The sequence below is a fragment of the Brevibacillus sp. FSL K6-0770 genome, assembly GCF_038000275.1.
Taxonomy (GTDB): Bacteria; Bacillota; Bacilli; order Brevibacillales; family Brevibacillaceae; genus Brevibacillus; species Brevibacillus parabrevis.
Window position 1 is genome coordinate 277,501 of the sequence record NZ_JBBOBQ010000001.1, and the last position, 19,737, is coordinate 297,237.

Annotated in this window: 18 protein-coding genes and 1 pseudogene (1 of these 19 only partly in view); 15 read left to right on the forward strand and 4 right to left on the reverse strand. The window is 50.0% G+C overall.

The window, feature by feature from the left end:
- Window positions 1-290, forward strand: partial view of an arginase gene (gene rocF / locus NST23_RS01690; RefSeq protein WP_063229045.1) — the 3' end only. The gene continues 607 nt to the left of window position 1, outside the view; only the last 290 of its 897 coding nucleotides appear in the window; its start codon lies off the left edge, out of view; its stop codon occupies window positions 288-290.
- A gap of 92 nt (window positions 291-382) precedes the next feature.
- Here rocF and NST23_RS01695 read toward each other — a convergent pair whose 3' ends face one another.
- Window positions 383-532 (reverse strand): aspartyl-phosphate phosphatase Spo0E family protein, encoded by a 150-nt coding sequence (locus NST23_RS01695; RefSeq protein WP_063229046.1) that lies wholly within the window; start codon window positions 530-532, stop codon window positions 383-385.
- 178 nt (window positions 533-710) lie between these two features.
- Here NST23_RS01695 and sigW point away from each other — a divergent pair, with 178 nt between their 5' ends.
- From sigW to NST23_RS01730, 7 genes are all read left to right on the forward strand, one after another.
- Window positions 711-1,274, forward strand: coding sequence for an RNA polymerase sigma factor SigW (sigW, locus tag NST23_RS01700; RefSeq protein WP_063229047.1), 564 nt, complete (start codon window positions 711-713; stop codon window positions 1,272-1,274).
- Between the two features lie 17 nt (window positions 1,275-1,291).
- Window positions 1,292-1,915, forward strand: a complete 624-nt coding sequence (locus NST23_RS01705) for a zf-HC2 domain-containing protein (RefSeq protein WP_122962140.1) — start codon at window positions 1,292-1,294, stop codon at window positions 1,913-1,915.
- A gap of 107 nt (window positions 1,916-2,022) precedes the next feature.
- Window positions 2,023-2,841, forward strand: a complete 819-nt coding sequence (cdaA, locus tag NST23_RS01710) for a diadenylate cyclase CdaA (RefSeq protein ID WP_007780837.1) — start codon at window positions 2,023-2,025, stop codon at window positions 2,839-2,841.
- Window positions 2,834-4,081, forward strand: a complete 1,248-nt coding sequence (locus NST23_RS01715; RefSeq protein WP_173597875.1) for a CdaR family protein — start codon at window positions 2,834-2,836, stop codon at window positions 4,079-4,081. Before cdaA ends, NST23_RS01715 begins: the two co-directional genes overlap by 8 nt.
- 43 nt (window positions 4,082-4,124) lie before the next feature.
- Window positions 4,125-5,471 (forward strand): phosphoglucosamine mutase, encoded by a 1,347-nt coding sequence (gene glmM / locus NST23_RS01720; protein WP_122962142.1) that lies wholly within the window; start codon window positions 4,125-4,127, stop codon window positions 5,469-5,471.
- 460 nt (window positions 5,472-5,931) lie between these two features.
- Complete coding sequence (glmS, locus tag NST23_RS01725; protein ID WP_173597876.1) at window positions 5,932-7,764, forward strand: glutamine--fructose-6-phosphate transaminase (isomerizing); 1,833 nt, start codon at window positions 5,932-5,934, stop codon at window positions 7,762-7,764.
- A gap of 394 nt (window positions 7,765-8,158) precedes the next feature.
- Window positions 8,159-8,632 (forward strand): DUF6896 domain-containing protein, encoded by a 474-nt coding sequence (locus tag NST23_RS01730; RefSeq protein WP_122962144.1) that lies wholly within the window; start codon window positions 8,159-8,161, stop codon window positions 8,630-8,632.
- 315 nt (window positions 8,633-8,947) lie between these two features.
- On the opposite strand, the gene glpT is transcribed toward NST23_RS01730, so the two are convergent.
- Window positions 8,948-10,312, reverse strand: coding sequence for a glycerol-3-phosphate transporter (glpT, locus tag NST23_RS01735; protein WP_122962145.1), 1,365 nt, complete (start codon window positions 10,310-10,312; stop codon window positions 8,948-8,950).
- A gap of 215 nt (window positions 10,313-10,527) precedes the next feature.
- Between glpT and NST23_RS01740 the strand changes: the two are divergent.
- Both NST23_RS01740 and NST23_RS01745 read left to right on the forward strand, forming a co-directional pair.
- Window positions 10,528-10,710: pseudogene (locus tag NST23_RS01740) on the forward strand (oligopeptide/dipeptide ABC transporter ATP-binding protein); the annotation flags it as partial.
- Between the two features lie 182 nt (window positions 10,711-10,892).
- Window positions 10,893-13,412: a DEAD/DEAH box helicase gene (locus NST23_RS01745; RefSeq protein WP_340962978.1), complete on the forward strand. Its 2,520-nt coding sequence runs from the start codon at window positions 10,893-10,895 to the stop codon at window positions 13,410-13,412.
- A gap of 122 nt (window positions 13,413-13,534) precedes the next feature.
- On the opposite strand, the gene NST23_RS01750 is transcribed toward NST23_RS01745, so the two are convergent.
- Together NST23_RS01750 and NST23_RS01755 are read right to left on the reverse strand one after the other, a co-directional pair.
- Window positions 13,535-14,686, reverse strand: a complete 1,152-nt coding sequence (locus NST23_RS01750) for an epoxide hydrolase family protein (protein WP_280649280.1) — start codon at window positions 14,684-14,686, stop codon at window positions 13,535-13,537.
- A 118-nt stretch (window positions 14,687-14,804) separates the two neighbouring features.
- Window positions 14,805-15,194, reverse strand: coding sequence for a MarR family winged helix-turn-helix transcriptional regulator (locus tag NST23_RS01755; protein ID WP_122962149.1), 390 nt, complete (start codon window positions 15,192-15,194; stop codon window positions 14,805-14,807).
- Between the two features lie 184 nt (window positions 15,195-15,378).
- Between NST23_RS01755 and NST23_RS01760 the strand changes: the two genes are divergently transcribed.
- From NST23_RS01760 to NST23_RS01780, 5 genes are all read left to right on the forward strand, one after another.
- The gene (locus NST23_RS01760) at window positions 15,379-16,041 is read left to right on the forward strand and encodes a response regulator transcription factor (RefSeq protein WP_280649281.1); all 663 of its coding nucleotides are present in this window, start codon (window positions 15,379-15,381) and stop codon (window positions 16,039-16,041) included.
- The gene (locus tag NST23_RS01765; protein WP_340962979.1) at window positions 16,041-17,519 is read left to right on the forward strand and encodes a sensor histidine kinase; all 1,479 of its coding nucleotides are present in this window, start codon (window positions 16,041-16,043) and stop codon (window positions 17,517-17,519) included. The genes NST23_RS01760 and NST23_RS01765 overlap by 1 nt, the downstream gene beginning before the upstream one ends.
- 71 nt (window positions 17,520-17,590) lie before the next feature.
- Entirely contained in the window at window positions 17,591-18,142 is a 552-nt protein-coding gene (locus tag NST23_RS01770) for a hypothetical protein (RefSeq protein ID WP_340962982.1), read from the forward strand.
- Window positions 18,143-18,270: 128 nt separating this feature from the next.
- On the forward strand, window positions 18,271-19,149 hold the full coding sequence (locus NST23_RS01775) for a helix-turn-helix domain-containing protein (RefSeq protein WP_281868870.1): 879 nt from the start codon (window positions 18,271-18,273) through the stop codon (window positions 19,147-19,149).
- Between the two features lie 113 nt (window positions 19,150-19,262).
- Window positions 19,263-19,685, forward strand: coding sequence for a nuclear transport factor 2 family protein (locus NST23_RS01780; RefSeq protein WP_173597896.1), 423 nt, complete (start codon window positions 19,263-19,265; stop codon window positions 19,683-19,685).
- The last annotated feature ends 52 nt before the right edge of the window (window positions 19,686-19,737 follow it).

Consider the following 19,737-nt stretch of genomic DNA (forward strand, 5'->3'; position numbering starts at 1 on the left):
CTCGCGTGATGGATGAAGCGATTGCCCATGTGTCCAAAAACACAGATGGCGTACACTTGAGTCTGGATTTGGATGGACTCGATCCGCATGATGCACCAGGGGTAGGAACGCCGGTGATTGGCGGCATTTCCTATCGTGAAGGCCATGTGTCCCTTGAGATGCTGGCTGATGCCGACATTCTGTGTTCCGCCGAGTTTGTGGAAGTAAATCCGATCCTTGATCGCGAAAACATGACGGCACGGGTTGCCGTTGCGTTGATGAGCTCTGTATTCGGAGATAAATTGCTGTAAAATGAAGGGGTAAAAAGCAAGAAGAGAGGCTGCAATCGCCTCTCTTTTTGCTTTTTACGCATCTTTACATTGGTGGAAGAAAGAAGTACATTCTAAGGATGGAGATGTAGTTCGTTTAATAGGTGATCAAGTTGCACGCTTAGGGCGACTAATTCAGGAGTGATGGATGCCTGCTTCTTGTACTGATCATTCAGTTCTTTGCGCAACTGCTCGATCTGGAGGAGAACGTCTTGTTTTGACATACGTCCCACTCTCCTTTCCATCGGAGGGATGAAAGAGTTATCATCACTAATATATAGAGGTAGGCAGTAGCCTTATTCCTCTAATTCCCAACAAATTACCTGCACAAACGCGTATTTGGAACGAAACCATTTGCAGTATCATCCGTATATAGGATTACGGTATTGTGGGGAGGATCGCATGGATTTTGTAGAGAAACGGTTGACTCAGCGGGCGAAGCGTGGAGACCGCGAAGCATTTGCGGAGTTGATCGAGATTTATAAAGACAAGATTTTTCAGCTTGCATATCGTATGGTAGGGAACCGTCAGGATGCGGAGGACATCGCGCAAGAAACCTTTTTGCGCGTGTATGCCAACCTGCATTCGTACGATGACAGCTACAAGTTCTCCACATGGATCTACCGGATCGCAACCAATCTATGTATCGACCGCGGCCGTAAAAAACGACCTGACTTTTCATTGGATGAAGAAACCGAACCAGGACAGGGAATGGACTGGTATTCGCGCCTGTCTTCTAGTGAAAAAACACCAGAAGACAAAGTCGTGACGCAGGAGTTGCAGGAGACAGTACAGGATGCCCTGTCTCATTTGCAGCCCAAATATCGCTCGATTATGATCTTGCGCTACATCGAGGACTTGTCGTTGCAAGAGATCAGCGATATCGTAAAACTTCCCATTACGACGATTAAAACGCGCATTCACCGAGGACGGGAAGCGTTGCGAAGCAAGTTGCGATTGATGTGAGAAAGGAGAAAATCACGATGGAATGCCGGGAAATGATAATTCTCATTCACGAATATTTGGATGGGGACACTGATGAATTAGCCAATCAGCATTTGCAAGCACATATAAGGTCATGTGCGAGCTGCCGCCAGCATATGCACGAGCTGCAGCGGGCCATCGCTTTTGTACAGAGCGCTTCACATATTCATGTTTCTCCTGATTTTACTGCACGCGTACTCGCGCAATTACCTGCGCCGACCAAAGCCAACCTTTTTTCCAGCTGGCTGCGCAATCACCCGTTTTTGACCGCGGCAGCAGTATTTCTGTTCCTCATGACGGGCAGCTTGTGCGCGAACTGGTTCGATCGGGACAACACGCTACAGGTATCCTCCGCGAACATGGATAAGTTGAAAATAGATCGGCAACGCAACGTCGTCGTGGTGCCGGCTGGAACGAGCATCGACGGTGATTTGGTCGTGCGCAACGGCAATGTAGACGTTCAAGGACACGTCAAAGGAAATGTCGTAGCCATCGAAGGCAAAGTGTTCGTGGCATCTACCGCTCAGGTGGTGGGAAACACTGAATCTATAGAAGCTATTTTCGATTGGATTTGGTATGAGGTGAAAAATATTGGAAATGACTTGCTTCCGATCTTGCCATAAGAGAAAATAGAGAGTACAGCTATCAACAGCACGGCAGTGGAGCCGTGCTTTTTCCGCAGGAGACAGGCTGACCTTATTTAGATGGAGCGAGATATGGGGGCTTCGTTATGATATCGATGGATTATGGGGATTTACTGCGGTATGGAACGGATATTTTACTCGTTACATACGTGATCTATAAAATCATTATGCTCATCCGCGGAACACGCGCGGTACAATTGCTGAAGGGGATCATGGTCATCGTCATCACCTGGCTTCTCAGCAAATACTTCCAGCTGACGACGCTTCACTGGCTGATGTCCCAGGCGTTTACTTTCGGGGTATTGGCTGTGGTCATTATCTTTCAGCCGGAACTGCGGCGTGCGCTGGAGCAGCTCGGGCGAGGCAAGCTCTTTTCGCGTTCGAGCAGCCTGCAAGATGACGACATGGTAAACCGCGTGGTGCAGGAAGTGTGCAAATCGGTTACCTACATGGCAAAACGGCGGATTGGGGCATTGATCGTCATTGAACGCGAGACAGGTCTGAACGACTATGTAGAGACGGGCATCGCCATCAACGGGCGGGTGAGCTCGGAGCTTTTGATCAATATTTTTATTCCGAATACGCCTTTGCATGACGGAGCCGTGATCATGCGCAAGGACGTCATTTTGGCTGCTGCCTGTTACCTTCCGTTGTCCGAGAACAACTCCATCTCCAAGGAGCTGGGGACTCGTCACCGCGCCGCAATCGGCGTGAGCGAGGTTTCGGATGGCATGTCCATTATCGTTTCGGAAGAGACGGGACAAGTGTCTTTTGCCGCGCATGGCGCGATGAACCGAAATCTGACGGAGGCGCAACTGGCAGAGATGCTGACCGAACAGCTCCAGCCTCTGTCAAAGGGCAAGTCCATTGGCAGTCGTTGGCAATGGAGGCGAAAACATGGATAAATGGTTGAACAGTCATTGGTTTGCACGGGCCGTAGCGCTGCTTTTGGCTGTCATGATGTGGATGGTCGTCAATCTGGAAACAGAGCAGACCCCGACTCCGGAAGCGAGCCAGCCCGTCTTTATTGACGGCGTGACCTTGCACGTCAAGTACGATACGGATCGTTTCCAGGTCGTCAAGCAGCAGCGAACGGTAAAAGTCGCTTTGGAAAGCAACAACCCGTTTTACCGCCATAACTTTTTCCCGGCTGATTCGATGGAAGTATACGTCGATGCGACCAATTTGGGAAAAGGGACTCACAGGGTTCCTGTCCAGTACAAAGGGTTTCCGGATGAAGTGAAAGTGGGCATCATTCCGAACATCGTGGAAATTACGCTGGAAGAGAAGAAGACAGTGGAACGGGAAGTTACCGTGGAAAAACTGGGACAAGTAGCTCCCGGCTATACCGCGGGTGAACCGATCGTCAAGCCGTTCAGGGCGCTTGTCAGAGTTCCGGAAAGCCAGGTAGACAAAGTGGCGGCAGTCAAGGCGTCCGTCGATCTGGAAGGGGCCACTTCCGCGATTAAGACTACAGTCCCACTGAAAGTCGTGGACAAGTCAGGAAATGTGATTCAAGGGGCGGATGTCATTCCGCTGACGGTTGAGGTAAACATCCCGGTCACCAGTCCTTTTGTGAAAGTGCCGATCAAATTAAACTTGACGAATGAAATGCCGAATGGCTATAGTTTGGCTAGTATGGATATGAATGTGGATGAAGTGACCGTTTTTGGTCCGAAAGAGGTCATCGACGCCATGAAGGCGAACACCTACTCAGGACCGGAAATCGATCTTAGCAACATTACATCAGATCGTCTTTTGGAGCTAAAGATACCGTTAGCGGATAACATCGTGAAGGTAGAGCCGGAGTATCTCAAGGTATCGTTGAAAGTAGTTCCGTCCACAACCAAGCGTTTGGAGAAAATCCCGATTCGCATCAGCGGGTTGTCAGAGACTATGCAAGCCAGGGTGTTGTCCACCGATGGTCAGGAGCTGTCTACAATTGACTTTGATGTAATAGGTGCAGCCCAAGTGCTGGATCAATTGAGACACGAAGACTTGCAGGTCGTGGCAGACGTCAGCAATATGCCGGCTGGTGTGTACGAGGTGCCTCTGAATTATATTTTCAATCAGCCGGATTATATCAAGACTTCTGCGAGCGCACCTAAAAAGGTCACAATCGAAATCACGAACAAACAAAGGTAGACATAAGCTGTTGTGTGCACAAGGAAGGAAATGAGGGACAAACATGGGGAAGTATTTCGGAACAGACGGTGTGCGTGGTGTAGCCAATACACAATTGACACCCGAACTGGCATTTAAAATCGGTCGCGTTGGCGGCTACGTTCTCACCAGACACAAGCAGGAAGGCAAACCAAAAGTGGTGATTGGGCGCGACACGCGCATTTCCGGACAAATGCTGGAAAACGCGCTTTTGGCTGGCTTGCTTTCGGTTGGAGCAGAAGTGGTCAGATTGGGTGTCATCTCCACCTCGGGTGTTGCGTATCTCACGCGTGCATTGGGTGCGGATGCGGGTGTCATGATTTCCGCCTCCCACAATCCGTTTCCGGATAACGGAATCAAGTTCTTCGGCAGCAACGGTTTCAAACTGTCCGACGACGTAGAAGCCGAAGTGGAACAGTATCTGGACGCCGCAGAGGACACTTTGCCAAGACCAGTAGGAGAACAGATCGGCACGGTATTGGAATTTCTTGAAGGTGGACAAAAGTATCTCTCTCACCTGAAAAGTACCGTATCCGAGCGTTTCGACGGTTTGAAGGTTGTTTTGGACTGTGCCAATGGAGCGGTGTCGTCGCTGGCAGCCCGTTTGTTTGCAGACGTGGACGCAGAAGTGATCACCATCGGGGCCAACCCGAACGGAGTCAATATCAACGAACAATGCGGCTCTACCCATCCTGAGCGACTTCAGGAGGAAGTGCTGAAGCATAAAGCTGACCTGGGACTTTCTTTTGACGGCGATGCGGACCGCTGTATCGCGGTCGACGAGACAGGCGAAATCATCGATGGCGATTACATCATGGCGGTTTGCGCACGTGCGTTGAAAGCAAAAGGAAAGCTCAATAACAATACCGTTGTAACAACCGTTATGGCCAACATGGGCTTTTTCAAAGGGATGGAGGAGTGCTCCATTCATACAACCAAAACGGCTGTAGGCGACCGCTACGTGGTGGAAGAGATGCTGCGCGGCGGCTACAACCTCGGTGGAGAACAGTCCGGCCACATCGTCTTCCTGGATTACAATACGACAGGTGACGGCCTTTTGACAGGCTTGCAGCTGTTGAACATCATCAAGGAATCGGGCAAGCCTTTGTCCGAGCTGAAACAGGTGATGGTCAAGTATCCGCAGCTTTTGATCAATGTCCGTGTAGAGGACAAGTCGAAGTTGAACGGCAACGTAGCGATCGAGCAGGCGATCCGCGAGGTGGAAGAAGAGCTGGCAGGCAACGGCCGTGTGCTGGTTCGTCCGTCCGGTACAGAGCCGATTGTACGCGTGATGGCAGAAGGCCCGGATGCTGCTCAGCTGGAAGGGCTTGTACATCGGATCGTAGACGTGGTCAAACAGGAACTGGTATAAAAAATGTTCGGAGGGAGTGGTGCGATGCCACTCCCTTTTGCATACATGTAAATGACGAAGATATTGTCGCTTCGTTCGATCTGTGGTACAGTGTTCATGTGCACCGGAGCACCAATTGCAAAAATTGGGAGGAGATTGAACAGACACATTTTTGAGGGAAAGCAAGAAACCAACAGTCGTAAAGCGCCAGCACTGTGGCTGCCCGACATGGAGCCCAGTGGACGAGGTGGAGGTTTATCGAAGATTTCGGCGGGTACCTCCCGGCAGCAGTATCACTGCCGCAGAACGCAAGGACAAAGCATCAGGGTGATCTGATGGACAAAACTTTGCGTGTGATACGTTTCAAGCCACGGATTAGTACAAAAATATAGATCATAAAACATGGAATGGCGGGGGCACTCCCCCGTACCATTGGTTTTGGGTTGTGTCCCCGTCAATTTTGGAAGGGGATCATACACTTATGTGCGGAATCGTAGGATATATTGGAGATAAACAAGCGCAAGAGATCGTTATCGGAGGTCTGCGCAAGCTGGAGTATCGCGGTTATGACTCTGCTGGCATCGCGGTAGTGAATGACAACGGCCTGGAATTGGAAAAGGCGCAGGGACGCCTTGCAGTGCTGGAAGATCGTTTGGAGTCGAAGCCGCTTTCCGGCTGCATGGGAATCGGGCATACACGTTGGGCGACGCACGGAAAACCGTCTGACGAAAACTCCCATCCGCATACTGACGCAAAAACGTCTTTTGCTGTCGTTCACAACGGGATCATCGAGAACTTCCTGCCGTTGAAGGAAGAGCTGCTTGCAAAAGGCTACACGTTCACTTCCGAGACAGATACCGAGGTCATCGCTCACTTGCTGGCTGACATGTACGACGGAGATATCGTGTCTACAGCGCGTCGAGCTGTGCAGCGTATGCGTGGTGCCTATGCGTTGGGAATCATGACCGAGCATGAGCCAGATAAGCTGGTAGCGATTCGTTTGGCTAGCCCGCTTGTGGTCGGCGTAGGTCAAGGCGAGAGCTTCATCGGCTCGGATATCCCGGCTATTTTGGAGCATACACGTGACGTATACATTTTGAACGAAGGCGAAATGGCTGTTTTGACTCGCGACGGCGTGGAACTGATGGACGCAGAGAGCGGAGAAAAAATCGAGCGGGATCTGTTCCATGTCGAGTGGGATTTGGTGCAAGCGGAAAAAGGCGGCTATGATTCTTTCATGCTGAAAGAAATTCACGAGCAGCCTCAAGCAGTCCGCGACACGATGGGCGCACGCATTGACCACGAGAACAAACGCGTCATTTTGCCTGAGCTGAAAATGAGCGATGCCGAGCTGGCAATGTACGACCGAATCTACATTGTCGCTTGCGGTACTTCCATGCACGCAGGTCTGGTCGGCAAAGACGTCATCGAAAAATGGACCCGTGTACCGGTAGAGGTAGCTGTAGCTTCCGAGTTCCGTTACCGCGCCCCGATCTATACGGACAAAACATTGATGATCGTCATCAGCCAATCCGGTGAGACAGCAGACACGCTGGCTGCGCTCCGCGAAGCGAAGAAGAGCAACGTGAAGGTCATGGCCATCACGAACGTAGTAGGCAGCTCTGTCGCGCGGGAGGCGGACGAAGTGATCTTCACCTGGGCTGGTCCTGAAGTAGCCGTAGCTTCTACCAAAGCGTACACTTCCCAAGTGGTAGCCCTGTACCTGTTCAGCCTGTATCTGGCGCAGGTAAAAGGCACGCTGGAAGCGGCCGAGGTAGCAAGCGTAGTGGAGCATCTGGAAACCATTCCTGGCAAAATCGCATCGATGCTCGAAGACGCTGAGCAAGTGCGCCATTTTGCAGAGAGCACAAAAGGGGTAAACAGCCTGTTCTTCATCGGCCGCAGCCTGGACTACGCGGTATCGCTGGAAGGCTCCCTGAAGCTCAAGGAAATCTCCTACATCCACTCCGAGGCGTACCCGGCTGGCGAACTGAAGCACGGTACTCTTGCGCTGATTGAAGATAACGTACCAGTCGTCGCATTGGCTACACAACCAGACATCTACGAAAAAATGGTGAGCAACATCGTGGAAGTCAAGGCGCGCGGCGCCCATGTCCTGGGCTTCGCAACCGAAGGCGACCAAGACCTGGCAAAGAGTGTGGACGAAGTCATCTACCTGCCAGCCACGCTGCCAATGCTCGCACCGATTCTGACCGTCATTCCATTGCAATTGCTCGCTTACTACGCTTCGATCTCTCGCGGCCTGGACGTGGATAAACCACGGAATTTGGCGAAGAGTGTTACGGTGGAGTAGGGGAGATAGGGCTAATATAGCAAGTGTTTGGTTATAAAAAAGTATGAAACTCCAAGAAAAGTCCCGATGATGCTTTGTTAGGTCATCGGGATTTTTATTTATAAAAAGGGCTGTTGTGCTTGTGCAGTGACAATCCAGTTTTAGACAGATGAATAAAGGAATAGACTGGATGATAAAGTTGTAACACTAAGCTCGCAATGCAAGCTTGCAGACTTTGGGACTGGCAGAATTTTTGGCAAAGGTGCGGAGCAGGTTGGATATATCTTTTGTACTTCCTGAATAACTGGACGTTCTGCGAAATTGCAAGGAAGCATATTCGCAGGGGGAGTTGGTAAGAAACGATTAAAAGAAAACTTTATCTGAAAAATATAAATAGCACAAAAGGCGGTAATGTATGAACACGCTAACCAAAGAAACGGTAGATGAATTGTTGGCAGCAATGGACGCTTATAAAGAAATTGCGCAAGAACTCATGGATAAATTAATATTGGAAACAAACCAGCCTGAAAAATCAGAGATAATAAAAGGAAGTTACTACTTAATTTCAAATGCGGAATTACTAAACGGTGAAGAACATTTAAGCGGTAATTGGTACTTTGATGTTCATGGAGAGCATTGCATGTTTGAAAACTTAGATACCGGACAAAAATTGGAAGTTTCCCTCGGGAATAAAGACGATATTGGAAATATTGATCCTTACTTTTTTTATGACTTCTTGAAAACAACTGAGGATTTTAAACACTTAATTCAATATTTTGCAAACCCGTTTGGTGATATGTTGAATTTTTTTGAGGCATTAGAAAAGCGAAAAATACTTGTACATATTCACGGTGTTGAATACAGAAAGATTCTTCAGAATGAAAAATAATTTTGTTCGTTGATGAGCGCTTCTACGGAGAGGCAAAAGAAATTCGGCGGGGGACGAAAAGGTTTTCACCGAACACGAAGGTATATTGTTTCCCGACGCAATGGGGGATGGGTGCAACCGGAGAAGCCATGAGAATGCTGCAGCAGTCACTAATTTATTAACCATGATGTAAGATTGTTCTCTATTTGGACTATGTAGAGGGGCTAGTCATCCGGTGAGTTGAATACCAGGAAGAAATCCGGCGAAGACTGATTATTCATCACATGAAAAAGAAGGATAAAAATCACAACGATTTTCATCCTTCTTTTTGCTATTTTAATGATTTTTAACGACTTCCTGCCCCCGCACATTCCACGTCAGCGCAAAAACAAGCGCAGCCACTACGCACGAAGCTGTCAGCAACATAAACCCTGCATCCCAGCCGGAGGCGTCAACGATAACCCCCATCAATGCATTTGCGGAGACCGTACCGCCAAGGTAACCAAACAGACCTGTCAGCCCTGCCGCGGTTCCGGCGGCCTTTTTCGGAACAAAATCAAGGGCTTGCAAACCAATCAGCATGACTGGACCGTAAATCAGGAACCCGATCGCGATCAGGCAAATCATATCGACTAAGGAATTTCCAGCTGGGTTGAACCAGTAGACCAGAACAGCGATCAATACGCCGAGCATAAAGACAAACCCCGCGGGTCCACGGCGGCCCTTGAACAATTTATCGGACAGCCAGCCGCACAGGAGCGTTCCCGGAATGCCTGCCCATTCGTATAGGAAGTAAGCAACGCTCGACTTGTTCATATCAAAGCCTTTTTCCTCGCTCAAATAGGTTGGCGCCCAGTCCAGAACGCCGTAACGGACGAAATAGACGAAGATGTTGGCAACTGCGATGGCCCAAACCCATTTGTTGTTCAACACATATTTGAAAAGGATTTCTTTTGTGGAAAATTCTGTTTCAAACGTTTTCTTCGTCTTGGTTGGATAGTCATTGCGATATTCTTCGATAGGCGGCAGGCCGACTGACTGCGGAGTATCGCGAATTAAGAAATACGTAATGAATGCAAAGACAATGGCAACCAGAGCAGGCAGGATAAATACGCCTTCATACCCGGAACCGATAGTACCCGAAAGTCCGGTGAACATCGCTGCACCTGCAACAGCAAGAGGGGCCATCAAGCCTCCGCCAACGTTATGGGCAACATTCCAAATCGCTGTTTTGCCTCCTCTTTCCCTTACACTAAACCAGTGTACGAGGACACGTCCAGATGGAGGCCAGCCCATTCCCTGGAACCAACCGTTCAGGAATAGCATTACAAACATAATCGTGACGGATGAGGTGAAGTAAGGGACAACGCCCATCAGCAAACTGATAAGTGCAGAAAGAATCAAACCGGCGGGTAAGAACATTCGCGGGTTGCTTCGGTCTGAAAAAATGGCCATTACAAACTTGCTGATCCCGTAGGAAATCGAAATGGCAGATAAGGCAAAACCAAGCTCTGATTTTGTAAATCCTTCTTCAATCAAATAAGGCATGGCGAGCGAGAAGTTTTTGCGGATGAGATAGTACGCCGCATAACCAATGAAGATTCCTAAAAACACCTGAAGCCTGAGCTTTTTATACTCAGAATCAATTTGTTCGTCAGGCAATCTGTCAATAGGCGGTGCAGGCCTAAACAGTTTGAGCATCGTATTCCTCCCCTAAAGTAATTTCTAACAAAGATGACGATACACGCAAAAAAACCCATACTTTAATGGCGCTTTCAAAAATGAAAGTGCCAGAAAGTATGAGTCTCCGAGTCTCCATCAAAGTTAACTTGTCATTAAATATATTCTATTATTCAGTGAAAACGTTGTCAATGAAGTTATTTTGGCGGGATTAGCTGTGCCGATTCCTAACCCGAAGAAGAGAGCGGGTAATCCTTCGCGGCGAAATCCCGTCTCCCTTGAATCTGCCATCAGGCTGCGTTTTTCAAACCAGATGTCCGTTTGTGAAGGCAGCTTGCAAAGAGCTGACTCCCGTTAAACAAGAAGCAGCTCCCAACCATTGTGTAGCCTGCCATTTATACGAAAGCGGAGAGCGTTAGCCTCGTTAGCCTACACAGCTAACGCTTTTCCGACTTTCTACGCGAAAATAAACCGAGCTGGCAGCAGAAGGGGGTGGCTCTCTCGATAACAAAAAAGTTGCCACTCCCCCTCAAAATTGATATTTTATATATGCATGCGCACGCAAATAAAATCAAACACGGATTCTATAAGGAGCCACCCCATGAACTACTTTCTCAATCAGCAAAAAATCAAACAAATATGCGGCGATATCTCGTTTAAAAAAGGGAAGAGGTACTTTGCAGAAAAGCGGGTAAAGCTCATCCATTACCATCCCGGCCAGTCGATTTTCCGGGCGACTGTAAATAGCGGAGCGCTGTTCGACGTCACGATTAAAAAGGACAATAACGGATACATCTACGCGGAGTGCACCTGCCCGAGACTCTCTTCTTACCACAAAAGCTGCCAGCACGTTGCGGCTGTTCTCCTCTGCTTGCACGATATACAGGTCAATGGCTTACCTACCCAGCAAGTTTCTCCGCGCCAGACTCCTTCGCCATTATCAGCTGCAAAAAGGATCGAGCACCCGGAACCTACGCCGGCACGCAGCTTGGCAGGGGATTTAGGCATCGACGACCTGGCAAAAGGAAAAGCAACGGCTCGTTTCAAAGGCAAGCTGTTTCTGGACAGAATCAAAAACAGGCTGCTGGCGGGTTTGGAGTTTCACTATGATGCGATCGTCATGAATCCATTGGAAGCCATGCATGACGACATCTCAACCGAAGCACGCCTCAGCCAACTGGGAGAGAAGGAGCAGGAAATTCTTCGGCTAATGAAAGAGAGCCTCGGTACGCGAACGGAGAGCGGCTATTATTGGAGCAACGATGAAGAGGAGTACCATTTTTTGGTCCACATGGTTCCGCAGCTGCAATCGCATGTAGAAATCCATGCCACAACAGCGGTGCGTGACCGCATATGTAAAGCAGATACGCGGCCAACGGTCAGGGTGGAGGTTGACGAGCGCACCGATTGGCTCATCTTTCAGTTTGATATGCGGGGAGTTCCGGAAGTAGAGATTCGCGAAGTATTGCTGAGCTTGAGTGAAAAAAGGAAGTTTTACCGACTGCGGGATGGCCGCTTGCTGTCTTTGGAGGCAAAGCAGTTTGCAGATGTGGGCATGTTGCTTGAACAGCTGAACAGGGGCAAAGCGCAGGTCGTGGAGGGCAAAATTCGTGTCCCGTTTGTTTTTGGTCTACAGCAAATGGCACAGACACCAGAGAGTATCCTGACGAAAGGAAGCTCTTTTCAACAGTGGGTGGAGGAACTGAAAAAACCGGGGAAGTCCGACTTTCCCCTTCCCCCGCAGCTTGCGCCCATTTTGAAAAGCTATCAACAAGAGGGGTTCCAATGGCTGAAGCGTTTAGCCCAAAATAACTGCGGGGGGATTCTTGCTGATGATATGGGGCTAGGGAAAACGCTGCAAAGCTTGGCCTTCATCGCCGCAGAGCTATCGGAGATCAGGGCGCAGGGCAAACCAGTTCTGGTCGTAGCGCCTTCCTCGCTTATGTACAATTGGCTGCACGAGTTTGCCAGGTTCACACCGGAAGTACGTGTTACGGTTGTGGATGGTCTTCATCAAGAAAGAAAAGCGGCGCTGGAGCGGGCCAGTGAGACAGACGTTTTCATCACGTCGTATCCGTTATTGCGAATGGACAGTCATTTCTATCAAAAAAGGGTGTTTCATACGCTGTTTCTCGATGAGGCACAAGCTTTTAAAAACGCCGATTCGCTGACGGCAAAGGCGCTCCAAAAACTCCAGGCTGCCAATCGCTTTGCGCTGACAGGCACGCCGATTGAAAATAACATCGAGGATGTCTGGGCGATTTTCCACGTTGTTTTTCCGGGGTTAATGCCGGATCGCCAAGTTTTTCATGAGCTTTCGCGCGAAAAAATAGCACAGCTGATCGCGCCGTTCATGCTTCGCCGGATGAAGGCAGAAGTGCTCAGAGAGCTGCCAAGCAAAATGGAAACCATACTGACCTCCGACTTGCTGCCTGAACAAAAAAAGCTGTACGCCGCTTACTTGGCGAGGCTCAAGCATGTTTCACTGAAGCATGTCGGCAAGGATACTTTTCAGGAAAATCAGATGAAAATCCTGGCTGGCTTGACGAGGTTGCGCCAGCTTTGCTGTCATCCGGGTTTGTTTTTGGAAGGGTATGCAGGAGGCTCGGCGAAGCTTGCGCAGCTCGGCAAACTGGTGGTGGAGTATCGGCAGCAAGGCAAGAGAATGCTCATCTTTTCGCAATTCACGGAGATGCTTGCGATCATCAGCAAGGAATTGAGTCAAAAGGAATGCAGCCACTTCTACCTGGACGGTAATACAGCCGCCAAGGAGCGGGTACAGCTTTGCGATCGGTTTAACAAGGGAGAGAGGGAAGTGTTTCTCATTTCGCTAAAAGCGGGAGGGACAGGCTTGAATCTCACAGGGGCAGACACGGTTATCCTGTACGACCTCTGGTGGAATCCGGCTGTGGAACAGCAGGCAGCCGATCGCGCGTATCGCTTGGGGCAAAAGAAAGACGTTCAAGTCATCAAGCTGATCGCGCAAGGAACGATTGAAGAGAGAATACATGAGTTGCAAACCAGTAAACAGAAGCTTTTTCAAGAAGTTATTCAACCGGGGGAAAATCAATCGTGGAAGCTTACGGAGGAGGGGATTCGAGACATTTTGGAGATAAGATAGAGGGAGCTGGCTTTTTGGAAGGCGGGGTAGACACGTCAAAAAACCTGTAACAGCGTTTTTTTGCTGTTGCAGGTTCTTGAGGTTTGACGGTCTATTTTCAAGCACGAGCGTGGAGGCGGAGGTTATTGAAAATAAGCTGCGCGCAAATCTTCGGCGACCAGCGCTGGCTCCTCCCATTCCAGGAAATGCCCTCCGCAATCAAGCTGGACCCAGCGTGCGATATTCGTGCTGCGGGCCGCCCATTCGCGTGGCATTAAAAACATGTCGGAGCCGGCCATCAGCATGCACGTAGGGACTTTTACATCCAGATGGAAGCTGTTGCTGCGCGTACACTCTGCATACAACCGGATCGAGGAAGCGATCGTCTGGGTCACCCAATACACTGTCAAATTCGTCAAAAGCCAATCCCGTCCATAGCGGTTGACGAAATCATCGGGGCGGTCTGTCCAGGCATGGAATTTTTCCAAAACCCAGGAAGCCAGACCTGCCGGAGAGTCGTTCAAGGACACGGCAACCGTTTGCGGCTTCGTCGCTTGCAGCAATGCGTACGCCCACTCTGATTTCATCCAGGCGGCGGAGTTGGCGATAAATTCTGCCTCGGCTGGCGTGATATCGTCAGGAACCTCCGCGACGAGGAGATTCGTACCCGAGAAGTGCAGGCCGATAAGCTGCTCTGGATATTTGTGAGCGAGGTGCATGAGCACACCTTGTCCCATGTCGCTACCTCTCCCGATATAGCGCTCGTAGCCCAACACTTTCGTCATCAGAGTGGAGAAAATGTCAGCCATGTAGGCGATATCCATGCCGGATTCACTTGGCCGACCAGAGAAGCCATAGCCAGGCAAGGAAGGGATGATGACATCAAAATCTTGATCTGCCTGTCCGCCATAAGCGGCCGGATCAGCCAGGAGCGGGGCAATCTCCATCATTTGCACAAACGAGCTGGGCCAGCCGTGGAGCATCAGGAGCGGCTTGGCCGAAGGACTTTTTCCGCGGAGGTGGATGAAGTGGATCTCGATACCGTCAATCGTTGTCGTATAGTGCGGCAGCTCATTCAAGGCTTGCTCCTGTTTGCGCCAGTCAAAGCCATCGCTCCAATAGGCGACGAGATCGCGCAAGACGACATCGTCAGTGCCGTAGCTCCATCCTGTATGTTCGATTCGGTCGGGCCAGCGTGTCTGTTTGAGCCGATCGGACAAATCATCGAGGATTTGCTGATCGACCGAGATTTGGAAAGGACGGGGAGCGGTAAAGGATAGAGGGCGACTGTTCATTGGTTTATTCTCCTTGTAGAAAAGCAAGATACAAGCTGCTCTTTTATTTGCGTGCGCACGCACATATAATATAACAAGTTGCTTTTTGTTCGTCAACGCTCATGAAAAAGCAGCATGTTCATGAAATCGTGATCGAGATGTTTTTCTTGTTCATTCCATTACGGATAATAGCGGTGATGTCCGGCAAGATTCCTTGATAATCGGCTCTTCCCTGGTCGGAGAGGCGAACCAATGAGCTGCGGCGATCGGTTTCATTTAAACGGCGTTCCACAGTATGGCAAGTTTCCAGGCGACTGACAAGACGGGAAACCGCGCTGTGGCTCAGATTGACCATTTTGCTCAGTTGGTCGATGGTAAGTCCCGCGCCAGTGTCGTCGTTGAGCACAGTGATGACCATAAACTCACTGACGGTTAAATCGTAGTTGGATTTAAGGAATTTTTCCAATTGCTGATTGAGGGTTACGTACAACTGATCGAGAGCCATCCACGTTTGCAAAGCATCTTCCATGTTCCAAAACCACCTTTTGCAGCCTAAAGATATATTGATTTTACTGTATCTCTCCTGCGCGTTCAAATTGTAAAAATATCTGCACTCGCTATGAACGAAAAAAGGATAGGTTTTTACATTTCTTTGACAAGAAAATACGAAGCTGCTGCCATAATGAATGAAGGAAAAAATGGGGGAGGAACGTATGGCTTATTCCATTTTGCTTGCAGAGGATGATCCGTCTATCGCCGAGCTGCTTCAGTTGGCGTTAACCGCTTCCGGCTATCACTGCAAAATCGCAGGGGATGGACACATCGCGAAGCAGTTGTTGGGAGATGGCGGCTACGATTTGGCATTGCTGGATATCATGCTGCCGGGACTGGATGGATACCAGTTGTTGGACATTTGCAAAGAGAAGCACGTACCCGTTATTTTTGTGACTGCCAAAGCGAGTGTGCTGGACAAGGTGCATGGATTGCGGTTGGGGACTGAGGATTATATTGCAAAGCCGTTTGAACTGTTGGAAGTATTGGCAAGAGTGGAAGTTGCGCTGAGAAGGCGGGTTCAAGAGACAGAAGAGATGCTGCTGATTGGCGACGTGAAAGTAGATTGTATTGGGCGCAAAGTGTACAAAGCGAACGAGCTTATTACTTTGACGCCGAAAGAGTATGAACTGCTGGCGTTTTTGCTGCAAAACCCGAACATTGCCTTTTCCCGTGAAAGCCTGCTCAGCCAGGTGTGGGGTTTTGACTTTTATGGAAGTACGCGAACGGTGGATACGCATATTTTGAACCTGCGGACAAAGCTCGGGCTGTCCAGCTACATTCAGACGGTGCACAAAGTTGGTTACCGATTGGAGCTGGCGTGATGTTGCGGACAGACGGACAAATGCCTCTTTGGATACGGATTTATTTGCTGGCATTTGGCTTGAGTGCGGTGATTATTTTGTTCTTTTGCTATCAAATCACGGCTGTCTCAAGTGAGCATAGCATGCAGAGAGAATATAGCCGCTCGCTGGACAGGCATGTGATGTTTGCGAGTGCGATGAAAATGTATGCAGCTTCCATCGAGAAAATGGCGTTCAATCCGGGGTTGCGGCAAGAGCTGTTGACGAGAGCGGCACAAAATTACGGGCGGTACTATACAGATGGCAAAAGCTATATCGCGATGACGAGTCTGGATGGAGAAAAGCTGTACAGCAGTTTTTCCCCAGCGGATGAAAAGATCATGGAACTGGACCCGCCAAAAGACGGCAGGCGGAGCTTCGTGATTCGTCAATCGGGTGAGCACAGCGTCCTGTTTGTATCAGGCTGGATGAGCATAGCAGGCCAGCTCTATCGTCTCGACTATGAAAACGATGTGACCGACATGGTAGCTGGTCAGCAGACTCTCGCTACACAAATCGCCCTGTGGTTTTCAGCGGGAATGATTTTGCTTGCGATCGGTTTGTATGTCCTCATCCGTCATGCGTTAAGGCCGCTCGCCCAGCTGGGTACGCAAGCAAAAGCACTCGCCAGGGGAAACTACGATCCGCGCATTGCAGTGGCTCGCCGGGACGAAATCGGGCAATTGGCGCTAGAGTTCAATCATATGGCCGATGCCGTTCAATCCCACATGGAGCTTCTGCGCAGAGAGGTAAAAGAGCGGGAAACCTTGATTGCCAGCCTTGCCCATGAATTGAAAACGCCGCTCACGTCGATTATGGGCTACGCCAGTTTGCTGGAAAACTATGAACTGGAGCAAGCCGAGAAACAAAAAGCGCTTCGCCTGATTCACTCGGAAAGCAAGCGGCTGGATGACATGTCCAAAAAACTGCTGAATCTGTTCCGGCTGGGCAATGGGCGAGTGGTGCGAAAAGAACAGGTCAGGGTCGCTCAGCTTTTGGAGCACCTCGACATGATCTCGAAGCTGTCGCTTGCGGGCAAAGGGCAGTCATTGGTGATGAAATCTGTCGTGGAGACTGCCTTGGTGGATGAGGAGCTGCTGTACGTTTTGCTGAATAATTTGGTGGAAAATGCCTCGAAAGCGTCGGGTTATCACGAGACGATTTTCCTCAGTGTTTATGCGGAAGGGGAGTTTGTTGTCTTCTGTGTAAGCGATAAGGGCTGCGGCATTCCGGCGGAACATGTAAGCGATGTGTTTCAGCCGTTTTTTGTGTTGGATACTGCCCGGAATCGAAAGTACAGCGGCCACGGATTAGGCTTGTCCCTTTGCAAGGCGATTGCGGAAGCGCACGGGGGGAGTATTTCCATCGTCAGCAGTTTGGGAAAAGGGACGAGTGTCTATATACGAGTGCCGAACGGACAAGTTTTGCAAAACGATGACAGAACGCAGATGGAAGGATGACATGCCGGTGATACGCTAACGGTGTCGAACATCCGGAGGTTCGGCCTCATTTCTTGCAGGGAGGGAATCGTATGGAAACCAGTAAAAAAACAACCAGGAAGTCTCGATTGCTGCTCGGCCTTGCCGCAATCGGCACGCTCGCTGTCGCATCCAGTTTTTCCGTGGCGACGTATGCGCAATCTGTGCTGGATGGCAAGATGAATGTGGTCATGACGGAAGCTGCACCACCGAAAGAGCTTGAGGGGAAAGAGACGGTTGCGGATGCTTCCAAACAGCCAAACGAACAAGCCGAGTCCCAAATGGTTTTTCCAACCGCCATGTCCAAAGAGCAAGCCGAGCCGTTTATCAAAGCGGCAACGGAAGCTTTCAAAGCGAGGAAGATCGAGCTGCCCCAGCATGGCTACTGGATTAGCAGCAAATATATCGACAACGAATCAAAAGACGTGCAAATTGACTGGTACCCAAACAGCTTTGACGGTATCGGGCCGATGAACGACATCGAGGGCAAGGTGTATTTCGTCTACTTTACAAAAGCCGATTTGCAAAAAGGGACGGGTGAAATCCAGACTGTGCGCGTGATTGAGCAAGGCGGGATGCCAACTGCCGCCAGTTCCGCAAATTAGCTTATGACAGTGAAGGAAAAGAGTCGCGTATGCGGCTCTTTTTCAGGTGACGCCTGCTCTGTGGAAAAAAGCGGCGTATGCTATACTGGCTGATACGAAAAAACTATTCGGGAGACAGGGTGAGCGCAATGGATGGAGCGATCAAGGAGTTTTTATCTAGCGGTGCAAAGCCGATTTTGTCCAGCGATGATCTGGGGTGGTCGAACATCATGCTTTCCCGGTGGGAGAACATACCGCCTGCCCACCTGTACGACGCTTCCCTCGCCAAAAGGCATGTCATGGCCATACATGGCACACAGGAGCCGCTGAACTTGCAGTTTTTTCAGCACGGCAATCGAACGGAAAAAAAGCTGGCGCCAGGCGATATTCAGTTGTTAGCAGCGGGCGAGAAGTGGTCCTGCCGCTGGACAAGAGCGATCTCTTTTGTGAAGCTTGCGATCGATCCGCTTTTTCTCGACCAGGTTGCCGAAGAGTCGGGGTTTGGGCATACAGACAAATGGCAGCTGGAACAAAAGCCCTTGGTCAGGGACGAAAAGCTGATCGTGCTCACCCGCTGGATGATGGAGGAAGTGCTCAACGGCGGGGCCAACGGAAAGTTGTACAGCCAATCGCTTGCGACGACGATGGCAATCCATTTGCTTCGGAACTATACCGCAAACGCCAGAAGTAGTGTGGCATCGTCTACAGCGACAAACGAGCAGGTGACGGCCGCAATCGAGTACATGCGCATGAATGTGGAACAGGACATTTCCTTGAAGGAGCTTGCGGTGGTTGCCAATATCAGCCTGTCACAGTTGGTGAGGTTGTTCAAACAGCATACGGGAGTGACACCGCATCAATATTTGATCCGGTTGAGAATGGAACGGGCCAAGCAGCTCATTCGCTGCGGCCACAAGAGTTTAAAGGAGGTTGCTGCCCAGAGCGGCTTCGCGGATCAGGCCCATTTTACCAGGCAGTTTAAAAAAGCGACGGGCTTGACCCCGTTGAAATACGCGTCCTCCCGTTGAAAGGAGCGCGATTTTTCACAAAAACTTGCGCATTCTGTTCAATATTTTGCGGCAAAGCTGGCGCTATACTTTGGGGGCAGGTTTGCCAAGAAATGAAAAGGAGTGGAGCAGGAATGAAAGCAGCGGAAATCGTGAGCGAGTTTTTTCAACGGGAGGCTAACCAGGATATACAGGGAATGGGGAGCTTGATGAGCAGCGACATCGTCTATGAGATGCCGTTCGGTCTGCAAGCGGGCCAGATTCAGGGCAAGGAAAAGCTGCTGCAATTGCTTGATCAGTTCATTGGAAAAGAGAACGGAATGTACGCGGCGTGGGAAATCAGCAACATCCGGGTGTACCCGGTTGGCGATGGGAAGACCGAGCTTGTTTTCGCAGAAATGGAGAGCAAAGGGACTGTGAAGCAAAGCGGGTTTGCGTATGCCCAATCGTACGTCAGTCTCGTGCAGGTAAGCGATGGACAAATTTGTTTGTGGAGAGAATATTTTAATCCGATTCCGTTGCAGCATGCCCTTGCCTCGATTGACGATCACAAGTAGTCGTCTAAACCCGCTGGCAGGAGCTTGGAGCGCGTTCCACTTTACCGTGATA

Excerpts from the sequence above, each read along its gene's own strand:
- NST23_RS01695 (WP_063229046.1), bottom strand. The coding sequence starts at position 532 with ATGTCAAAACAAGACGTTCTCCTCCAGATCGAGCAGTTGCGCAAAGAA.
- sigW (WP_063229047.1), top strand. The coding sequence starts at position 711 with ATGGATTTTGTAGAGAAACGGTTGACTCAGCGGGCGAAGCGTGGAGAC.
- NST23_RS01705 (WP_122962140.1), top strand. The coding sequence starts at position 1,292 with ATGGAATGCCGGGAAATGATAATTCTCATTCACGAATATTTGGATGGG.
- cdaA (WP_007780837.1), top strand. The coding sequence starts at position 2,023 with ATGATATCGATGGATTATGGGGATTTACTGCGGTATGGAACGGATATT.
- NST23_RS01715 (WP_173597875.1), top strand. The coding sequence starts at position 2,834 with ATGGATAAATGGTTGAACAGTCATTGGTTTGCACGGGCCGTAGCGCTG.
- glmM (WP_122962142.1), top strand. The coding sequence starts at position 4,125 with ATGGGGAAGTATTTCGGAACAGACGGTGTGCGTGGTGTAGCCAATACA.
- glmS (WP_173597876.1), top strand. The coding sequence starts at position 5,932 with ATGTGCGGAATCGTAGGATATATTGGAGATAAACAAGCGCAAGAGATC.
- NST23_RS01730 (WP_122962144.1), top strand. The coding sequence starts at position 8,159 with ATGAACACGCTAACCAAAGAAACGGTAGATGAATTGTTGGCAGCAATG.
- glpT (WP_122962145.1), bottom strand. The coding sequence starts at position 10,312 with ATGCTCAAACTGTTTAGGCCTGCACCGCCTATTGACAGATTGCCTGAC.
- NST23_RS01745 (WP_340962978.1), top strand. The coding sequence starts at position 10,893 with ATGAACTACTTTCTCAATCAGCAAAAAATCAAACAAATATGCGGCGAT.
- NST23_RS01750 (WP_280649280.1), bottom strand. The coding sequence starts at position 14,686 with ATGAACAGTCGCCCTCTATCCTTTACCGCTCCCCGTCCTTTCCAAATC.
- NST23_RS01755 (WP_122962149.1), bottom strand. The coding sequence starts at position 15,194 with ATGGAAGATGCTTTGCAAACGTGGATGGCTCTCGATCAGTTGTACGTA.
- NST23_RS01760 (WP_280649281.1), top strand. The coding sequence starts at position 15,379 with ATGGCTTATTCCATTTTGCTTGCAGAGGATGATCCGTCTATCGCCGAG.
- NST23_RS01765 (WP_340962979.1), top strand. The coding sequence starts at position 16,041 with ATGTTGCGGACAGACGGACAAATGCCTCTTTGGATACGGATTTATTTG.
- NST23_RS01770 (WP_340962982.1), top strand. The coding sequence starts at position 17,591 with ATGGAAACCAGTAAAAAAACAACCAGGAAGTCTCGATTGCTGCTCGGC.
- NST23_RS01775 (WP_281868870.1), top strand. The coding sequence starts at position 18,271 with ATGGATGGAGCGATCAAGGAGTTTTTATCTAGCGGTGCAAAGCCGATT.
- NST23_RS01780 (WP_173597896.1), top strand. The coding sequence starts at position 19,263 with ATGAAAGCAGCGGAAATCGTGAGCGAGTTTTTTCAACGGGAGGCTAAC.